17 protein-coding genes are annotated in these 15234 nt (G+C 63.3%); 5 read left to right on the forward strand and 12 right to left on the reverse strand.

The features are described from left to right. Nucleotides 1-120: 120 nt before the first annotated feature. On the forward strand, nt 121-723 hold the full coding sequence (gene idi / locus QZT63_RS04855; protein WP_290649075.1) for an isopentenyl-diphosphate Delta-isomerase: 603 nt from the start codon (nt 121-123) through the stop codon (nt 721-723). Nucleotides 724-734: 11 nt separating this feature from the next. Here idi and QZT63_RS04860 read toward each other — a convergent pair whose 3' ends face one another. From QZT63_RS04860 to QZT63_RS04890, 7 genes are all read right to left on the reverse strand, one after another. Then, a complete protein-coding gene (locus QZT63_RS04860) occupies nt 735-1277 on the reverse strand; it encodes a nitrous oxide reductase accessory protein NosL (protein WP_290649077.1) in 543 nt (180 codons plus the stop codon). 19 nt (nt 1278-1296) lie between these two features. Then, nucleotides 1297-2127, reverse strand: a complete 831-nt coding sequence (locus QZT63_RS04865; RefSeq protein WP_290649079.1) for an ABC transporter permease subunit — start codon at nt 2125-2127, stop codon at nt 1297-1299. After that, nucleotides 2120-3052, reverse strand: coding sequence for an ABC transporter ATP-binding protein (locus tag QZT63_RS04870; protein WP_290649081.1), 933 nt, complete (start codon nt 3050-3052; stop codon nt 2120-2122). The genes QZT63_RS04865 and QZT63_RS04870 overlap by 8 nt, the downstream gene beginning before the upstream one ends. Next, nucleotides 3049-4329, reverse strand: a complete 1281-nt coding sequence (locus QZT63_RS04875; protein WP_290649082.1) for a nitrous oxide reductase family maturation protein NosD — start codon at nt 4327-4329, stop codon at nt 3049-3051. The genes QZT63_RS04870 and QZT63_RS04875 overlap by 4 nt, the downstream gene beginning before the upstream one ends. 69 nt (nt 4330-4398) lie before the next feature. Further along, a complete protein-coding gene (nosZ, locus tag QZT63_RS04880) occupies nt 4399-6324 on the reverse strand; it encodes a TAT-dependent nitrous-oxide reductase (protein WP_290649083.1) in 1926 nt (641 codons plus the stop codon). 28 nt (nt 6325-6352) lie between these two features. Further along, complete coding sequence (gene nosR, locus QZT63_RS04885) at nt 6353-8503, reverse strand: transcriptional regulator NosR (protein ID WP_290649085.1); 2151 nt, start codon at nt 8501-8503, stop codon at nt 6353-6355. 9 nt (nt 8504-8512) lie between these two features. Further along, a complete protein-coding gene (locus QZT63_RS04890; RefSeq protein WP_290649086.1) occupies nt 8513-8845 on the reverse strand; it encodes a cytochrome c in 333 nt (110 codons plus the stop codon). A gap of 167 nt (nt 8846-9012) precedes the next feature. Between QZT63_RS04890 and QZT63_RS04895 the strand changes: the two genes are divergently transcribed. Beyond that, the gene (locus QZT63_RS04895; protein WP_290649087.1) at nt 9013-9360 is read left to right on the forward strand and encodes a hypothetical protein; all 348 of its coding nucleotides are present in this window, start codon (nt 9013-9015) and stop codon (nt 9358-9360) included. Here the strand turns inward: QZT63_RS04895 and QZT63_RS04900 are convergent. Next, complete coding sequence (locus QZT63_RS04900) at nt 9354-10049, reverse strand: dienelactone hydrolase family protein (RefSeq protein WP_290649089.1); 696 nt, start codon at nt 10047-10049, stop codon at nt 9354-9356. The two genes, QZT63_RS04895 and QZT63_RS04900, sit on opposite strands and share 7 nt — an antisense overlap. A gap of 419 nt (nt 10050-10468) precedes the next feature. Between QZT63_RS04900 and hemA the strand changes: the two genes are divergently transcribed. The 3 genes from hemA (at nt 10469) to QZT63_RS04915 (ending at nt 12889) form a co-directional block, all read left to right on the forward strand. After that, entirely contained in the window at nt 10469-11734 is a 1266-nt protein-coding gene (hemA, locus tag QZT63_RS04905) for a glutamyl-tRNA reductase (RefSeq protein ID WP_290649091.1), read from the forward strand. A gap of 188 nt (nt 11735-11922) precedes the next feature. After that, on the forward strand, nt 11923-12303 hold the full coding sequence (locus QZT63_RS04910; RefSeq protein ID WP_290649093.1) for a hypothetical protein: 381 nt from the start codon (nt 11923-11925) through the stop codon (nt 12301-12303). A 19-nt stretch (nt 12304-12322) separates the two neighbouring features. Next, nucleotides 12323-12889 carry a hypothetical protein gene (locus tag QZT63_RS04915; protein WP_290649095.1) on the forward strand — a complete coding sequence of 189 codons (567 nt, stop codon included), beginning with the start codon at nt 12323-12325 and terminating at the stop codon, nt 12887-12889. 32 nt (nt 12890-12921) lie between these two features. Here QZT63_RS04915 and QZT63_RS04920 read toward each other — a convergent pair whose 3' ends face one another. The 4 genes from QZT63_RS04920 to QZT63_RS04935 all read right to left on the reverse strand — a co-directional run. After that, nucleotides 12922-13110, reverse strand: a complete 189-nt coding sequence (locus QZT63_RS04920) for a hypothetical protein (RefSeq protein WP_290649097.1) — start codon at nt 13108-13110, stop codon at nt 12922-12924. Between the two features lie 117 nt (nt 13111-13227). Further along, nucleotides 13228-13764 (reverse strand): hypothetical protein, encoded by a 537-nt coding sequence (locus QZT63_RS04925; protein WP_290649099.1) that lies wholly within the window; start codon nt 13762-13764, stop codon nt 13228-13230. Between the two features lie 46 nt (nt 13765-13810). Beyond that, nucleotides 13811-14146 carry a plastocyanin/azurin family copper-binding protein gene (locus QZT63_RS04930; protein WP_290649100.1) on the reverse strand — a complete coding sequence of 112 codons (336 nt, stop codon included), beginning with the start codon at nt 14144-14146 and terminating at the stop codon, nt 13811-13813. Between the two features lie 29 nt (nt 14147-14175). Further along, a partial coding sequence (locus QZT63_RS04935) for an ethylbenzene dehydrogenase-related protein (RefSeq protein WP_290649102.1) occupies nt 14176-15234 on the reverse strand: 1059 nt, incomplete at its 5' end.

Here is a 15234-nt window from a genome sequence, read left to right on the forward strand (position 1 = left end):
CATCACCGGCGGAGAGGTCTCGCTGTGCATCCATCGTTTAAGTACGGCGTTGCAGTAAGGATCCTGGCCGCGTCTGCCATGCGATGAAGCAGGCTGGTTATCGGGCCATGGAGGTGCGAATTGGATGACAAGCGCTATGGGCGGCATGTTCCGGTGTCCAGTGATTGTGAAGATCTGATCCTCGTGACGCCGGACGATGAAGAAATCGGTTACCTGTCCAAGGCGGCCTGCCACGACGGCGAGGGGGTGCTCCATCGGGCCTTCTCACTGTTTGTCTTCGCCTCCGACGGGTCGGTGCTCCTCCAGCAGCGGGCGGCTGACAAGCGTCTGTGGCCGGGCTTTTGGTCGAACTCCTGCTGCAGTCACCCGCGGCGCGGCGAATCGATGACCGAGGCGATCGAGCGGCGCGCCGCCGAAGAATTGGGGGTAGGCCTGCGGGGTCTCGAGTATCTCTATAAATTCCAGTACCACGCGCGCTTTGGTGAGGCCGGTTCGGAGCATGAACTGTGCTGGGTATTTCTCTCCCGCACCGACGATACGCCACGGCCGAATCCGCACGAGATCGAAAACTGGCAGTGGTGTGCCCCCGACGCGCTCGACCGGGCGCTCGACGAAACCCCTGAGACGATCACGCCGTGGTGCCGGGCGGAATGGCGCCGCCTGCGCGAGGAATTCGCCGGCAGGGTGGCCCGATACACCGGCTTATCATCACGTGAAGCTTGAGATGAACAGACTCAGATGACTGCACGCGTCGCCGATGGGTCTCCGTCGGCCAGATCACCGTGCAAATGCGGCCAATCGAGTTCGTCGTGGTGAAAGATGCTACCACCATGGGCCTCGGCGAAGGCCTTGGCGTCCTCGCGCACGGAAAAAGGCGCAAGCGCCTCGCCCATGGCTCCTTTCTGGTCGTGACCTGCCACATACCAGGCCTCCTCGGCATCCATGAAGTGCGCGTCCGACGGCTCGTCCCAACTGGTGCGGGAGAGATTGTGGACATAGAGTGCCACCACCGAGGCGGCGGACTCCGGTTGCCAGGCCCAGGAGAATAGATCACCGGTAGAGCAGAACGGCAGCAGTGCCCCGTCGCGCAGGCATGCCTGCCCCTTTGGCCCGGGGAAATTCACGATGGTCATGCCACACAGGGTGCATTCGTCCTCGTCAGTGAGTGGCGTGGGCTGGCAGGCATCTGCTGTCCCATTGGCAGCGCCATCGCATCCCGCTACCGCAATGACGGGTAGGCTGGCGAGCAGGGTCAGGGTTTGGCGTCGCGTAGTCATGTCGGCGTTCTCATATGGTTCAGGTTCTGCGCGCGGCGAATAGGCCTGCGGCGGCGGCCAGCGGCACGATCGTCCAGGCCGCAAGAATGGCCAGTAACCCGGTGATGGGGAAACCCTGCCCCGCCATCACCGAGAGCATGCCGCTTGCTGCGGCCATCTCCTCAAAGCCGGTGAGGTTCACCAGGCGGAAGACGTCCGTGGGGTTGAGCAGGAGCAATACGCGGAAGAGGCCACCGTCCACCCGCCCTTCGGTGCCTACCAGCAACCCCAGCAGCGCAAGGTCGTAGACCAGCACAAACAAAAACCAGGTCAGCAGCGCCAGCCCGGCGGCACGGGCCTTCTCGCGCGTGACCACGCTGATCACGTAGGCAAGGGCCAGGAACGCCCAGCCCAGCAGGACGGCGCTGCCGATGAACAGGGCGAAGGGACCGCTCAGGTCGTGGACAGCCGCACCGGCATCAACGAGCACGATGACCGCCGCGGCCGCACCGAACCCCAGGATGGTGGATAGCCCCAGAACGGCCGCGTGGCCGCAGAACTTCCCGGACAGCAGTGCGACCCGGCTCAGGGGGTAGGACATGAGCAGCAACAGCGTACCGCCTTCGTCTTCGCCCACGATGCTGTCGTAGGCGAGCATCAAGGCGATCAACGGAATGAGGAACACCGCCAGGGTCGCCAGACTGACGATGGTGGTGGAAACCTGCGTGAACCCGACCTCCCCGGAGGCGGCTGCCCCGAACCAGGCCAGCGCCACCGCTAACAACGCGAAGGCGAGGGTGATGGCCAGCACCCAGCGGTTGCGCAGCCCGTCTCGAAATTCCTTGCCGGCGACGATTAGCACCTCACGCATGGGGCTGCTCCCGGCGACCGTCGAGCCCGTCGAAATGGGCGTACAGAGTCTCGAGCGTCGGGGTCTCGACGCTCAGGTCTTCCACGCCGGGGGCGGCGAGGAGGGCCTGTAGCGCCGCCATCTTGCACTCGGGGCGTATACTGAGGACGATCGTGCCGTCATCCTCGACCCGGGTCTCCAGGGCGTTTGCACCAAGCGCCTGCCGCTGCGCGCCATTCGCCCCGGTGATCCGCACGCGGATGTGCAGGGGCAGCCCGGCCTGCTCCCGCAGGGCATCAATGGTCCCCGAGGCGAGTAGCCGCCCCCTGCCGAGAATGGCTACCCGATCGATATGGCGCTCCACACCGGGAAGGACGTGGGAGCAGAGGATCACCCCCGTGCCGCGATCCCGCAGCGTGTCAATCATGTCGTAGACGTCCCGGGTCGCCATGGGATCGAGCCCCACCGTGGGCTCGTCGAGCAGCAACAGGCGCGGGTGGCCGAGCAGCGCCTGGGCCAGACCGAGGCGCTGGCGCATACCCTTTGAATAAGTGCGAACGCGCCGGTGGGCAGCCTCGCGCAGCCCGACCCGCTCGAGGAGTTCGCCGACCGCACGCGTTGGTGCGCGCTTGAGCCGGGCGAAATATTGCAGCACCTCACGACCCGTGAGGTTATCGTAGAAGCTCACGTTCTCCGGCAGATAGCCTGTCGCCATGCGCAGGCGCCCGGCACCGCGGCCGCGCGGGTCCTCGCCGAGGACCCGCACCGCTCCGGCCGTGGCGGCCAGGATGCCAAGAATGAGCTTGATGGTCGTGGACTTGCCGGCGCCGTTATGACCCAGCAGACCCAGCACTTCACCAGTCTCAAGCCGCAGATCGAGACGTTCCAGGGCCTGGATGCGCCCAAAGGCGCGACTGACCTGGTTCAGCTCGACGATGCGGTTCATTCCGCCTCCTGCAGTCCGCGCGGCGGGCGCATCAGTGGCGCGCTATCGGTCACCCCGGAGGGTCGCAGGACTGGAAAGGCGCGTTGCACCCAACGCAGGAGCTGCACTGCCGGGCTGTTCATCAGCACGCGGGCCATAGGATATGTCCACAGGATCCGGTCCACGGCGTCGTTCGGTTCATGGGGGACGTCACCGATGCCGTCGCCGGCCAGGTCCCAACCCAGGTAGTCACTCCAGTAGTTTCCTCGCCCGTCCTCAGACCACTCCTGCGTGCGCGTCGCCACGTACTTCACCTGGGTGCGGTTGCCCAGGAGTGCGTTCCCGTGGATGCTGTTGTTTTCGGAGCCTGCGGTGAGATGGATGCCGATATCCGTGCGCGCCACGATATTGCCGCGGATGGTATTGAGCTGGGAGTTGTAGATGAACAGGGCCTTGCCCTCGCCACCGCGAATGGCGCCGCCGCTGCCCGGGCTGGTGCTATGCCGGATATCCACCGCCGTATTGTCCGCGATGAGCGAATGTGTGAGATGGTTGAGCAGGAAGCCATACCCCGCGTCGTCCTGGGAGTGATTCCCCACGATCTCGAGGTCGCGGGACTGCATCAAAGCAAAGCCGGTTCGATTGCCCCGGGTCCGGTTCCCCTTTACGGTGTTGCGGTGAGAGAACATGTAGTGAATGCCGTAGCGCTGATCGCACAGGATATTGTCTTCGAGGCGATTGTCGTTGCTGACGTCGATATAAATACCGTCGCGGGTCTCGCACACCGTATTACCGCTGACTGTCGCGTCGCTCACGTTGTACAGGTGAATGCCGTTGCCCCGGTCCTGGGAGCGCAGGGCGGTATCACCGGTGATGTGGTTGTCCGCAATCAGCACACCGGGGGTTCCTCTCAGCCAGATCCCGAACCCGCGCGCCTCGATGCGATTGTTCTGTATGCGCGCCCGCTCCGCTTCCCGCTCCACGTAAATCGCCGCGTCGTGATTGGTGAGATTGGCACCGCCATTGCGCAGGTGAAGCCCGTCTACGGTGACGTCCGCCGCATTGATCCTCAGCACATGCCCGTCTCCGGCGCCGTCCAGCACGGCTCCCGGCTTGGCCTTCAACGTGATCGACGTGGCTATTACCATCCCGCCGGGATGTTCCCCTGGCTCCAGCACCAGAACGTCGCCGGGTTCTGCCTCGGCGAGGCGAGCGGAAAGCTCACCGGGCGACACTGGCGTCGCCGCTCCCGCCACCGTGCCGACAAGCAGGAGCAGGAGGGCAGTCAGTTTGATCATAGGTTGGCAGTACCTTCAAGCTAGGCCCAGGGGCGGCATCCATCGCCCCTGGGAGAGGATGGACGGCCCTCACGCCTCCTTCGGCTCCACAAGCATCCGGCCCGCCATTTCCATATGCAGGGCGTGGCAGAACCAGTTGCAGTGATACCAGTACACACCCGCCTTGGACGCGGTAAAGGTGATCGACGACGTCTGCTGTGGCGAGATTTCCATGGACACGCCATGGTCAATGACGCAGAAGCCGTGGGTGAGATCCTCGATGCTGTCCATGTTTGTGACCACCACGGTGACTTCATCGCCTTGCTTGACGCGGAACTCGGACAGCCCGAAGTTGGGCGCGAGGGAGGTCATGTATACCCGCACCTTGTCGCCGTCTCGGATGACGGTATTGTCTCGCTCGACGTCGACCCCGTCCGCTTCGGCCATGGCGATGGTGTCGGCAAAGATCGGATCATCCCGATCCCAGACCTGCTTGGTCGTGATTTGGTCCCGCCGCACAATGACCGCGTCGTGGGGCTCTGCGAAGGTGGGTGTGTCATGCACCAGCTTCATTTCGTCGCCGGAGATGTCGATCATCTGGTCGTTCTCCGGGTGCAGGGGTCCCACAGGCAGGAATCGGTCCTTGGAGAATTTGTTCAGGGAGAATAACCATTTGCCATCGGCATCCTTGGACTCCGAGAGCGTCGCGTGGTTGTGTCCGGGCTGATAGTGGACATCGAGCTTCTGGATGATGTAGTCCACGTCCTCGCCATTGTAGTGGCGCACGGCTTTATCCATGTTCCACTTGACGATCTGGCTGTCGAGAAACAGCGTGGTGTAGGCATTGCCGCGACCGTCGTAGCTGGTGTGCAGCGGCCCCAGACCCAGCTCGGGCTCTGCGGCGATAACCTCACGCTCGTCCTCGAATTTGTCGTCGAAGAGATCGTCCAGCTTGTCGATCTGGATCATGCTCACCGTCGGCGAGAGCTTGCCTGCGGCGATGAAGTACTTGCCGTCGGTCGAGGTATTGAGTCCGTGGGGGTTTTTGGGTATGGGCACGTAGCGCGTCACCGCCGAGCCCTTGCGCCCGTCCACCACGGGGACGTCGGAGTCGCCGATGGTGGTGTAGTCGCCGTTCTCCACAGCCTTCTCGATGCGCTCGATGTTGAAGATCACCACCCAATCCCGCTCGGGCTCCATCTTGCCCGCAAGCGTGACGGCCTTCGTGGAGTTGTAGCAGGTGGACGCGGCATATTTGCCGGTGTAGTCGGCATCCATGTTGTCCAGATTGCCGTCAACCAGGACCTGCCACTTCATCTCCATTGTGTCGCCGTCAATGGCGTTCCAAAGTGTCCAGTAATTGTCCGGATCGTCCAGGTCGCGGCCGTCGTTCGGATGGGGGATGATGTATTCGGCGTTGGCGAAGACGTACCCGGTGCGCGGCGCTTTTTGCAGGCGCAGGCCGTGGATCGCCTGTGCGTTCGGAACCGTGACCATTTTGTCAACTTTGAAAACATCCAGGCGGATGCGGGCCACGCGCGTGTTGGACTTGTCATTAATGAACAGGTAACGGCCATCGTGACTGCCGTCGGTATAGCTGACGTGTGGATGGTGGGCGTCACCGTTGGTGAATCGATAGGAATCCCCCATGATGCGTTTGGACTCATTCGTCATACCCCAGCCGGATGCCGAGCAGTGATTGAAGATCGGGATCCGCATGAGTTCGCGCATCGACGGCACCCCGAACACGCGCACTTCGCCGGAATGCCCACCGCTCCAGAAGCCGTAGTATTCGTCCAGCTCCCCAAGGGGAACGTGAGCCGCGTCGCCTGCATCGTCAGCCGCCGCGGTGGAGCCACTGCCGAGCAGCAGCCCGGTCCCGGTCCCTCCGGCAGCACCGAGCGCGCCGACGGTAGCGGTGGCTCCAAGGAAGCGGCGCCGGCCGGGGTTCTCGATGGCTTGGTTGTCGTCGGCCCCCGTGGCCTTGTCTTTGTACTCGTCGTTTCGATCGCTCATGACATCACCTCTGCTGTGACTGTGTTCCCTAACTGCCCCCGCCCGGAGCCGGAACGAAGACTTCTTTGGGTGGGGGCTTGCCTGTGCCACCACCGGCGACCCGGGTGGCCTTCTCTCGTCGCTTGCGCCGCTGAATCATCGGTGGGCACCTGTGGTCGTCCCAATACAGCACCTGGCACTCCAGGCAGTAGTGGCATTCGTTTGGATTGATGCGGCCGTCCGGGTGGATCGCTTTGATCTCGCATTCGTTGGCGCAGATCTGGCACGGCGAGCCGCACTCCTTGTGGCGCTTGAGCCAGTCGAAAAGGCGCAACCGCGCCGGTATGGCGAGCCCAGCCCCCAACGGGCAGATGTAGCGGCAGTAGAACTTGTGGTTGACTGCGGAAATCGCCAGCAGCACGACGGCGTAGAGGACGAAACCCCATTCACGCTGGAAGTGCATGGTCACCGCCGTCTTGAAGGGTTCCACCTCGGCGTAGACTTCCGCTGTACTGAGCGACTGCAGGGAGATCCCGAAAAGAACCAGCAGAATTATATACTTAAGCGCCCAGAGTCGCTCATGCACGGAGAAGGGGAGTTCGATCTGCGGCACCCGGATTCTCCGCGCCGCCTGGTTGATGAGCTCTTGCATGGCGCCGAACGGGCACAACCAGCCGCAATACACGCCCCGTCCCCACAGCAGCAGCGAAGCGCCCACGAAGCTCCACATGATGAACATCAACGGGTCCATCAGGAACGTGGACCACTGGAAGTCGGTGAATACCGCGTTGGAAAAGGTGAAGATGTTCACCACCGATAGCTGTGCCAGCGCATACCAGCCGATGAACACCACGGTGTAGATGAGAAAGCCGACGCGAATCCGGTGCAGTAGCGTCGGCCGCCGGGTGAGCCAGTCCTGGAACAGCAGGATCAACACCAGCACGGCCAGGCCGGTTCCAAGGACGCCGATCTGGATGACGCGATCCTCCCAGACGGACACCCAGAGGGGGCGGTCGTCGTCGGCCTCCATGGCGCTGCGCCGGGGCATATCGAACCAGGCTTCAGGGGGGTCGTACTCGATACCGAAGTTTACGAACTCGGAATCGAGTGCCCCGACCTGACGGCGGACCAGCAACTCCAGCTCCCATGCTTGCCCCGGGTCGAACAAGTGTTCCTCACGCACGATGAAGATGTCGCGCTCGCTGAGTGACGGCGCGCCCTCGACCACCAGACTTGGCGCGCGAACCAGGTCCGCATCCCGGAATCGGATCGCGGTATCCCCCTGGTGAACCTGAAACCGATCGAAGATGCCGCCCCGAACGAAACCAGACCCCTTGAAGGAATAGCGCCCGTCCGCCATCAGCATGATGGCGTGCTCGCCGTCGCCCAGGCGTGCCATCAGGCGATCATGGTTTCCCTCGCCAAGCAGGTTGCGACCGGTGGCAGGCGTATTCAGATAGGCGGCATAGAGATCAATGAAGGTCGCATCCCGCGCATCCTCTGGTGCGGCGTCCACACCTTCGGCGTCGGTGCCTACGAACGCGTCATCGACTTCGCCGCGGGTGAGGTGCAGCCTGGCAAGCCCGCCCTTGTCCCTGAGTTCTTGCCAGTTCAAGGGTTCGAACGCGTCCGGCCTGACGGTAGCGGCCTCGGTCAGGCCGACGTCTTCCTGGTCGACCAGTCCGTGGGCGACCGCCATGCGGCGGGCAGCCTGCATGACCGTCTCGCCCATCACGACGACCGTCACGGTCGCTCCGGACAACGCGTCAACGTACTCGTAGCCTTCGCGCTTGCGCGCCGAGAGTCCGACCCGCACGCGGTCGTGGATGGACTTGCCCACGTACTGCTCGGTGAACTCGGCCAGTCGCTCCTCAGAGATGCCCACCAGCATGATGGGCTCCTCATGGTCCAGCACCTCCACGCCCGTGACCTTACCGTCGCGATGCAGGCCGACCAGCATGTTCACTGGCTTGCCCGAATAGGCGGGAACCGGCGCGACATCGATGGTCTCAAAGACCAGTCCGAGGCGTTCATCTTCCCGGTAAGCGGCGAATGCCGGGGGATCATCCGTGAGAGTTTCGAATCGGTCTGCTTCCGGGAATACCTGTTGCCGGAGCTCATCATCGGGATCGGCCCCGGCAACCGTCGCCACCGCCCAAAGGCACACAGCGAGCGGGAGCGTTTTGAGCAGGCTAGCCATAACCGGACCCTATTCGGGCTCCTGAGCGGCGAAATAGGCGGCGAGGTCGCGGATGTCTTGATCGGAGAGATTGGCCGCCTGGGGAGACATCTGAGGCTCTTCCCGTTCGCCGTCGCGGAAATCCTTCAACATCTGCTCCAGTACCTCGGCGTCAACGCCGGCAATGCTGGGGTACATGGTTGGTATGGGGCTGTTGCCGTCCGCCCCGTGGCATGCGGCGCACGGGCGCGAGAGCTCTTCGCCACGGGACGGATCACCCTCATCGGCCAGTGCGGCAGCGCCGCCTAGGGAAAACGACAGGGCGGCAGCAACGGGTACGACACCGAATATTCTTATGTTCATCGCAAACTCCCGACTCTGTAGCCAAAGCAAAAGGCATAGGAAGCGCATCGCTCCAAATTTATAGTGGCGCCGGCGGCTGCAGCAGGCCTTGATCTTGGTCAAGGGATCGCGCGTTCTAGACGATCTATGCTTTCATGGGGCATCTCTGGCAGTGAGGGCGCAATGCGATGGGTGAGCAAGGGCACGTTCCACAACGCTTATTCCGACAGCACGGGCTCATCGGGGCGAGGCGTCTGGTCGAGGAGTACAGCTTCGGGCTCGAGGGCATCCCGGGCGTGATCCGTGTTCGCATCTATGCCGGGCTCGAAGGCGATTGGTTCGAGGCAGAGCAGAGCCACTATCTGCATGCCCCGGGGTTGGATGGCCCGAGCGTCCCGGAGACGCAACGCTATCAAAGCGTTGAGGCCGCCTTGCAAGAAGTGCTGGAGAGCTTTACCGAAGGGTACGGGCAGGCGATCCGCGCCGGTCATACCCCTTCGAACAGGTGGTTGATGCCCGATCACGAATTCTACTGATCTGCGCGCAGAGAATTGCCCGTCAGTACTGCGTACATCCAGCGATCCACGATCTCCACTTCCTCCAGGCTCACTGCGTGATCCACCGGCAAGGTGTGCCAATGGACCGCATAGCCCATGGAACGTAGGCGATCGCGGGAGTCCTCGGCGGCTTCGATCGGTACGACCGGATCTGCCGTCCCATGGACCATGAGGATCGGGGTTTGCGCATTCGCCGGGTGGCGCCCGCGTTCCAGATCCTCCGGCAGTACCAGCTCGCCGGATAAGGCCACAATTCCTGCCAGTCGGTAGGGATAGCGAAGCCCCACGTGCAAGGCCATAGTCGCCCCCTGGGAGAACCCACCCAGGATGGTGCGTTGCGTGGGGATCCCTTTTTGGCGCTCGTGATCGAGCAGCGCGCTGAGCTGCTTCGCGCTTGCGAGAACACCCTCCCGATCTTGCGGAACTTCATTTGGGTCGCCGAACACGTCGTACCAGGCACGCGTCACCCGACCCTTGTTAACCGTGATCGCCCGAATCGGCGCGTTGGGAGCCAAGTAGTGCAGGCCCAACTCGCGCGCACGCTGCAGATGCTTGACGATGAGGGAGAGGTCGTTCGCGCTGGCTCCGAGGCCGTGGAGCATGACGGCGGCCGACGCGACCTCGCGCCGTGTGTACACCTCCATACAGTCCAGCTTTGCTTCACTCATTGCCTCGCCCCCGGTCTGCGCGCGCGTTTAAGCCAGCTCGAAGTCTGCCTTCGAAGTGACCCCCGTGACTTGATCCAGGACAACACGGCCTGACGCACTCATCTTAAGCCTCTCGGTCGTGTAGCACGACCGGGCAGATGGTATGAATGTTCTGCCCCATTCATTGATTCACATCAACGCGGGCCGCTGCATGGATCGGATAATTTGGGCGTTACTTGAAAAAGCGGCACCTTGGAAGCGAGGCGCCCCCTTGCCGACGGAGCGCACAGGCGCACGAGGTGGTGCACGGCGGTCGCGTTGGGGGGGGCAGTCGTGGGTGCTGGCAAGCGTGTGTTGGGCCGGTCGCTGGGGACGCGCACGCGACCGCGGGGGCAGTGATTGGCATTGCCCTAATGTCCGCCGACGGGTTTGGACCATCCATGCCATTGTTTATGTACGGACTCAGCCACAAGAGTGCGCCCCTGGAGGTGCGGGAGCGGCTTGCGTTTGATGGCCAGCGCGTTGGCCCGGCGTTGGCGGATCTCAGGGCCTGCGCTGGGGTGCACGAGGCGGCGCTGATCTCCACGTGTAATCGCACGGAGGTCTATACAGTGCTCGACGCGCCGTCTCGGTCCAACGTCGTGCCACATTGGCTGGCGGACTGCCGCGGCGTTGACCCGGCCTGGCTGAGCCCGTATCTGTATATCCATCGCGACACCGAGATGGTGCGCCATCTGCTGCGTGTGGCACCGGGGCTGGACTCACTGGTCTTGGGCGAGCCGCAGATTTGCGGCCAGACCAAGCGCGCCTATACCGAGGCGATGAACGCGGGAACCCTTGGGCAGGTGCTGGCCCGGTTGTTTCAGCACGCCTTTGCCGTATCCAAGCAGGTGCGCTCTGAGACCGGCATCGGCGCCAACCCGGTGTCTGTGGCCTTCGCGGCGGTGAGCCTTGCGCGCCAGATCCTCGGTGACATCAGCGGTTACACGGCGCTGTTGATCGGCGCCGGCGAGACCATGGAGCTCACGGCCAGGCACCTCTACGAGCAGGGTATGCGGCGGTTTATCGTGGCCAACCGTAACCTCCAGCGGGCGCGCGAGTTGGCCAGCCGATACCACGGTCAGGCGGTGGATCTGGCGGCACTGCCCACGCACCTTGAGCAGGCCGACGTTGTCATCGCCTCCACCGGCAGCCAGGTACCGGTGCTGGGCAAGGGTAGCGTGGAGCAGGCGGTGAGGTGCCGCAAACGCCGGCCCATCTTCATGGTGGACATCGCGGTGCCGCGCGACATCGAGCCGCAAGTCGGTGAGCTCGATGATGTCTACCTGTACACGGTGGATGATCTCCAGGCAGTCATCCAGGGCAATGTGCGCTCGCGCCAGGACGCGGCCAAGCACGCCGAGGCGATCATTAACCTGCAGGTGGAGCGGTTTCACCAGTGGCTACGCAGCCTGGATTCCGTGCCCGTGATCCGGCGCTACCGCGAGCGCGGAATCGCCCACCGGGACGCCTTGCTGGACCGTGCCAAGCGGCGGCTGCGATGTGGCGATGACCCGGAGGCGGTGATGGAGTGCCTGGCGCACACGCTGACCAACCGCCTCATGCACGAGCCGACGACGCGGCTGCGTGAAGCCAGCCAGAACGGCCGGGCGGACATGCTGGACAACGGCCGCTTGCTCCTGGGTCTGGATTCCCGGGAGGACTAGTGTCCTGTACCCGAATGTCGGTTACAGGACACGAGCGACGGCGTCGGATCGCCGGCACGTTGACCGTGGTCAAGGCGGCGGTGGGGCGCTTGTCCCATGCTGCATAAAAGCGATAGCGCGCTTGCACCTGCCGTCGCACGCGGACCGTAGTGCCTGCGTGTCGATAATGCAGTGATCAGGAGATCGCCATGGGCAGCTTTGCCACCGCGGGAGGAGAGGACCGGCAGAGCAGTCGCACCCTGCCGATGACCGTTTACATCCTGTTTTTCATGGGCATGCTGACAGTGATTACTGCTCCCGTGGGAGTGCTCATCGCCCACGCGGCGCGAGGCAAGGCTCCCGCGTGGCTGCACAGTCATTACACCTTTCAGATCCGCAGTTTCTGGCTCGGCCTCCCCGTTTTGTTGGTGGGCCTGTTGCTCACGGGGAGCCTGGTGGGCTATCTGGTCATCGCAGGGTGGGTGGTCTGGGTGATCGCCCGCTGTGCCAGTGGCGTCAACCACCTCATGGACAGGCAGCCTGTGCCGGATCCCAAGGCGTTGTGGCTAGGCGGTCCGTCGGGTACATAGGCAAAGAGAGAGGGCAGTCATGGCCATATCGACCTCTACACAAGCGCCCCATCGGGCTGGCAATAACCTGGTGAGCGCAGTGGCGGTGTTCTTTCTCGGCTTTGCCGGTCTAATTATCCTAGCCGTGATCGCCGCGTTCTCGCTGCCCCAGGTGTCATTCCCGTTTGCCGACGCGGCGGCAAGCCTGGAAGGGAGTCGGGGCACGGGTGGGCTTACTGGGGGCATCGAGTGGCTCGTGAGTATACGGCACTGGCTTGCCGCGGCTGTGGTCCTGGGCGCGGCATTAACGGCGTCCGCGGCAATTGCGCTTTGGCAGCGTCGCCGCTGGGCCCGGCAGTTCTTTGTGGGGCTGTTGGCGTGTGGGTTCATTGTGATGTTCGTCGCCGTCTCCATCAGCCCTTTGGTCTTTACACTCTTGCCGGACGACGGTCTCCCTGCAGTGAATCACGAAAACCCTTTGGCCGGTCTGATTGGCATCCTTGCCGCCGGTATCGCGACCGCGACGGTGTTGGCGGGGCTGTTTGCATGGGTAGGCTGGAAGCTCACCGACCCGGAAATCCGCGCGGAATTCGAACGCACCGCGTAACCGCCGGCCGCGTCGGATGGTGGAAGGGGCGGCTATTGATTGTCGGCCCAGGCATCGAGTCGGCGGGCGAGCCGGATGAGTCCATACACAACAAATGGCGCAACCAGCATCAGCGCGACGCCCCAATTGTAGCTGTTGATCGTCCACGCCAGTGTGGCGATAACAAGCAGGAACGCGGCGCCGACGGTGGAATAGGCAATGGTGCGCCGGTGTTGGTTCATGGCTCCCCCTGATATAGCGCCGCGTGCGCACACAACTGCCGGCTAATCACGCACGCAACGCAGCCCCGCTGGGCGCACACGTGGCGGGTGCCGGCCTGCGGGCAGAACTCCCTGAATTCACGGCGCTCCCTGGAGCAGCTCCGTGTCCAGATATTCCACAGACAGGTAATCATCGAAAGCCCATAGCCGCACGAAGCGGCTGCGATGGGGAGCATCGCCGCCCCAGACCATGAGGCTCTCTACGCCGTTTGGCATGTCGTGCTTTAGCTGTTCGTACCATGCCTCGGACATATCCTCCGCCCAAGGCTCGCCGTAGCGCTCGCTCAGGTCGGCCTTGAGTGCATCGGCCTCGGTGGTGTCCGGGCGGAACTCAACAACCAGTGCCAGCTCATCGCGGCCACCGGGGAACACGTAGCGTACTCCGGTGTTCTCGTCCTCCGTGAGATGACCATCGATAATAACATCCCCTGCGGGCGTCTCTTCGTAATTGGTGGTTACGATGTCGTCGGTGTCCAGTGATGCCCTGAGCTCCTCCACAGACATGCCAAACTCGGCGCCCCGGTAGCCGTCAAGTGGCTGCTCGGCCGTCGCTGTGCAGGGGATCAGCAGAAGCAGCGCCGCGGCGAGGGGCGCGGCGCGGTAGGGTGGTCGCATGGCCTACTCCTGTTGCAAGATTTTGATGCATCGAGCACGTCGTCAGTTATTCGCGCTGCTGCACGTGGATTGTCCCACGCATGTCGCGGTCTTCGTGGGGTCGGCAATGGTAGTCGTAGGTGCCGGGTTCCTCGAACGTGTGCTCGAACGACTCTTCCGGGAAAAACCGCGGTGATTCGATGCCGTGATCCGGGAAATAGACATCGTGGCTGGTGCGGGTCTCGACGTTGACCCAGCGCACCGTGTCGCCGACCTGGATCTCCACCTCGGCGGGGTGGAATTGGTTATCCTTGAGCTCCACCTCGACGACTTCCCCATCCGCGTGGGCAATGCCAAACAGGCTCAGCAGCAGCCCGCCGACGAGCAGTGTGCCGAAACGCATGGTGTCACCTCCATTGCTGCGCGTGCTGGTCACTCACCAACACGCTGTGCGTTGAACTCCACCATGTCGTCGTCGAAATCTCCGGGAATTTCGGCGCCGAAGGTCAAACCGTACTGCCACGAGACATGGTGAAACCGGGAGCTGGCGTAATCGTCGTGCAAAGCGATCCCCAGGTTGTACAGCTGGTTCGTGTCCAACGCCTTGCCCATGTCCTCACCGGGGCGCAATGCCCGTGTCATGTAGACAGTCCAGACACCATCATCGAGCTCGCCGGTGAATTGCACCGCCTCACTGTCGGCGAATTCCCGCTGCTCCAGGACGTGGCCGAGCTCGGTGCGGTCATCGCCGCTCTTGAACCGTGCAATATCCAGGTAGACGCCGGCCTCTCGCAGCGCCTGCAGTTCGTCCTCATCGACGAGCTTGTCCCAGCCACCCCGGGCAGCGCCGCGGCGACCGCGGATCTCGATCTCCGTGCGGCTCTCCGCGAGGTATTTGGTCACCCCCTCGGAGAGATCTAACCGCTCCGCCAGATCGGACTCGGCGATGGCCTCGGCATCCGGGTGATCAGGCATGTGTCGGCTGTCATGGTGACAGCTCGCCCAACATCCCGATTCCGCGGCCAGGTCAGGCTGATTGTCCGCAAAGCTCACGTTGAGCTTCACCGGGTTGTCGGGATCCATGCGACCGTCGTCGACGAACGGCAGTGGGGCATGGTCGGTGTCCTCCCACTCGAAACGCATGTACAGGTAATCATCGTCGAACGCCGCTTGGACTGTCATGTCAAGGTGACCGCGCTTGTCACCCAGGTCCTCCGATTCGACGCCTTCACCGCTGGTGACCAGCTCGCCAAACTCTGCTTCTTCACCTTGGTGACACCACAGGCAGCGGTCCCCAAAGCCCAGGGCGCGGCCACCCCCATGCTCGCTGCCGTCCTGCATCCATTCGATCGAGGCCTGGCCGGGCAGGAACAGGGTGATTTCGCGGGCCTCGATCTCGCCCCAGTCCAGGTCCGGCGCCCCGTGGTCGACCTCGGCGGGTGGCGCATCCACCACGACCTCCTCCTCAGTGACGTCGGGCTCGGGCTCGGG

Origin of the sequence: Aquisalimonas sp., from assembly GCF_007120195.1 — a bacterium.
Classification (GTDB): Bacteria; Pseudomonadota; Gammaproteobacteria; order Nitrococcales; family Aquisalimonadaceae; genus Aquisalimonas.

Excerpts from the sequence above, each read along its gene's own strand:
- QZT63_RS04860 (WP_290649077.1), bottom strand. The coding sequence starts at position 1,277 with ATGACTACGCGACGCCAAACCCTGACCCTGCTCGCCAGCCTACCCGTC.
- QZT63_RS04865 (WP_290649079.1), bottom strand. The coding sequence starts at position 2,127 with ATGCGTGAGGTGCTAATCGTCGCCGGCAAGGAATTTCGAGACGGGCTG.
- QZT63_RS04870 (WP_290649081.1), bottom strand. The coding sequence starts at position 3,052 with ATGAACCGCATCGTCGAGCTGAACCAGGTCAGTCGCGCCTTTGGGCGC.
- QZT63_RS04875 (WP_290649082.1), bottom strand. The coding sequence starts at position 4,329 with ATGATCAAACTGACTGCCCTCCTGCTCCTGCTTGTCGGCACGGTGGCG.
- nosZ (WP_290649083.1), bottom strand. The coding sequence starts at position 6,324 with ATGAGCGATCGAAACGACGAGTACAAAGACAAGGCCACGGGGGCCGAC.
- nosR (WP_290649085.1), bottom strand. The coding sequence starts at position 8,503 with ATGGCTAGCCTGCTCAAAACGCTCCCGCTCGCTGTGTGCCTTTGGGCG.
- QZT63_RS04890 (WP_290649086.1), bottom strand. The coding sequence starts at position 8,845 with ATGAACATAAGAATATTCGGTGTCGTACCCGTTGCTGCCGCCCTGTCG.
- QZT63_RS04895 (WP_290649087.1), top strand. The coding sequence starts at position 9,013 with ATGGGTGAGCAAGGGCACGTTCCACAACGCTTATTCCGACAGCACGGG.
- QZT63_RS04900 (WP_290649089.1), bottom strand. The coding sequence starts at position 10,049 with ATGAGTGAAGCAAAGCTGGACTGTATGGAGGTGTACACACGGCGCGAG.
- hemA (WP_290649091.1), top strand. The coding sequence starts at position 10,469 with ATGCCATTGTTTATGTACGGACTCAGCCACAAGAGTGCGCCCCTGGAG.
- QZT63_RS04910 (WP_290649093.1), top strand. The coding sequence starts at position 11,923 with ATGGGCAGCTTTGCCACCGCGGGAGGAGAGGACCGGCAGAGCAGTCGC.
- QZT63_RS04915 (WP_290649095.1), top strand. The coding sequence starts at position 12,323 with ATGGCCATATCGACCTCTACACAAGCGCCCCATCGGGCTGGCAATAAC.
- QZT63_RS04920 (WP_290649097.1), bottom strand. The coding sequence starts at position 13,110 with ATGAACCAACACCGGCGCACCATTGCCTATTCCACCGTCGGCGCCGCG.
- QZT63_RS04925 (WP_290649099.1), bottom strand. The coding sequence starts at position 13,764 with ATGCGACCACCCTACCGCGCCGCGCCCCTCGCCGCGGCGCTGCTTCTG.
- QZT63_RS04930 (WP_290649100.1), bottom strand. The coding sequence starts at position 14,146 with ATGCGTTTCGGCACACTGCTCGTCGGCGGGCTGCTGCTGAGCCTGTTT.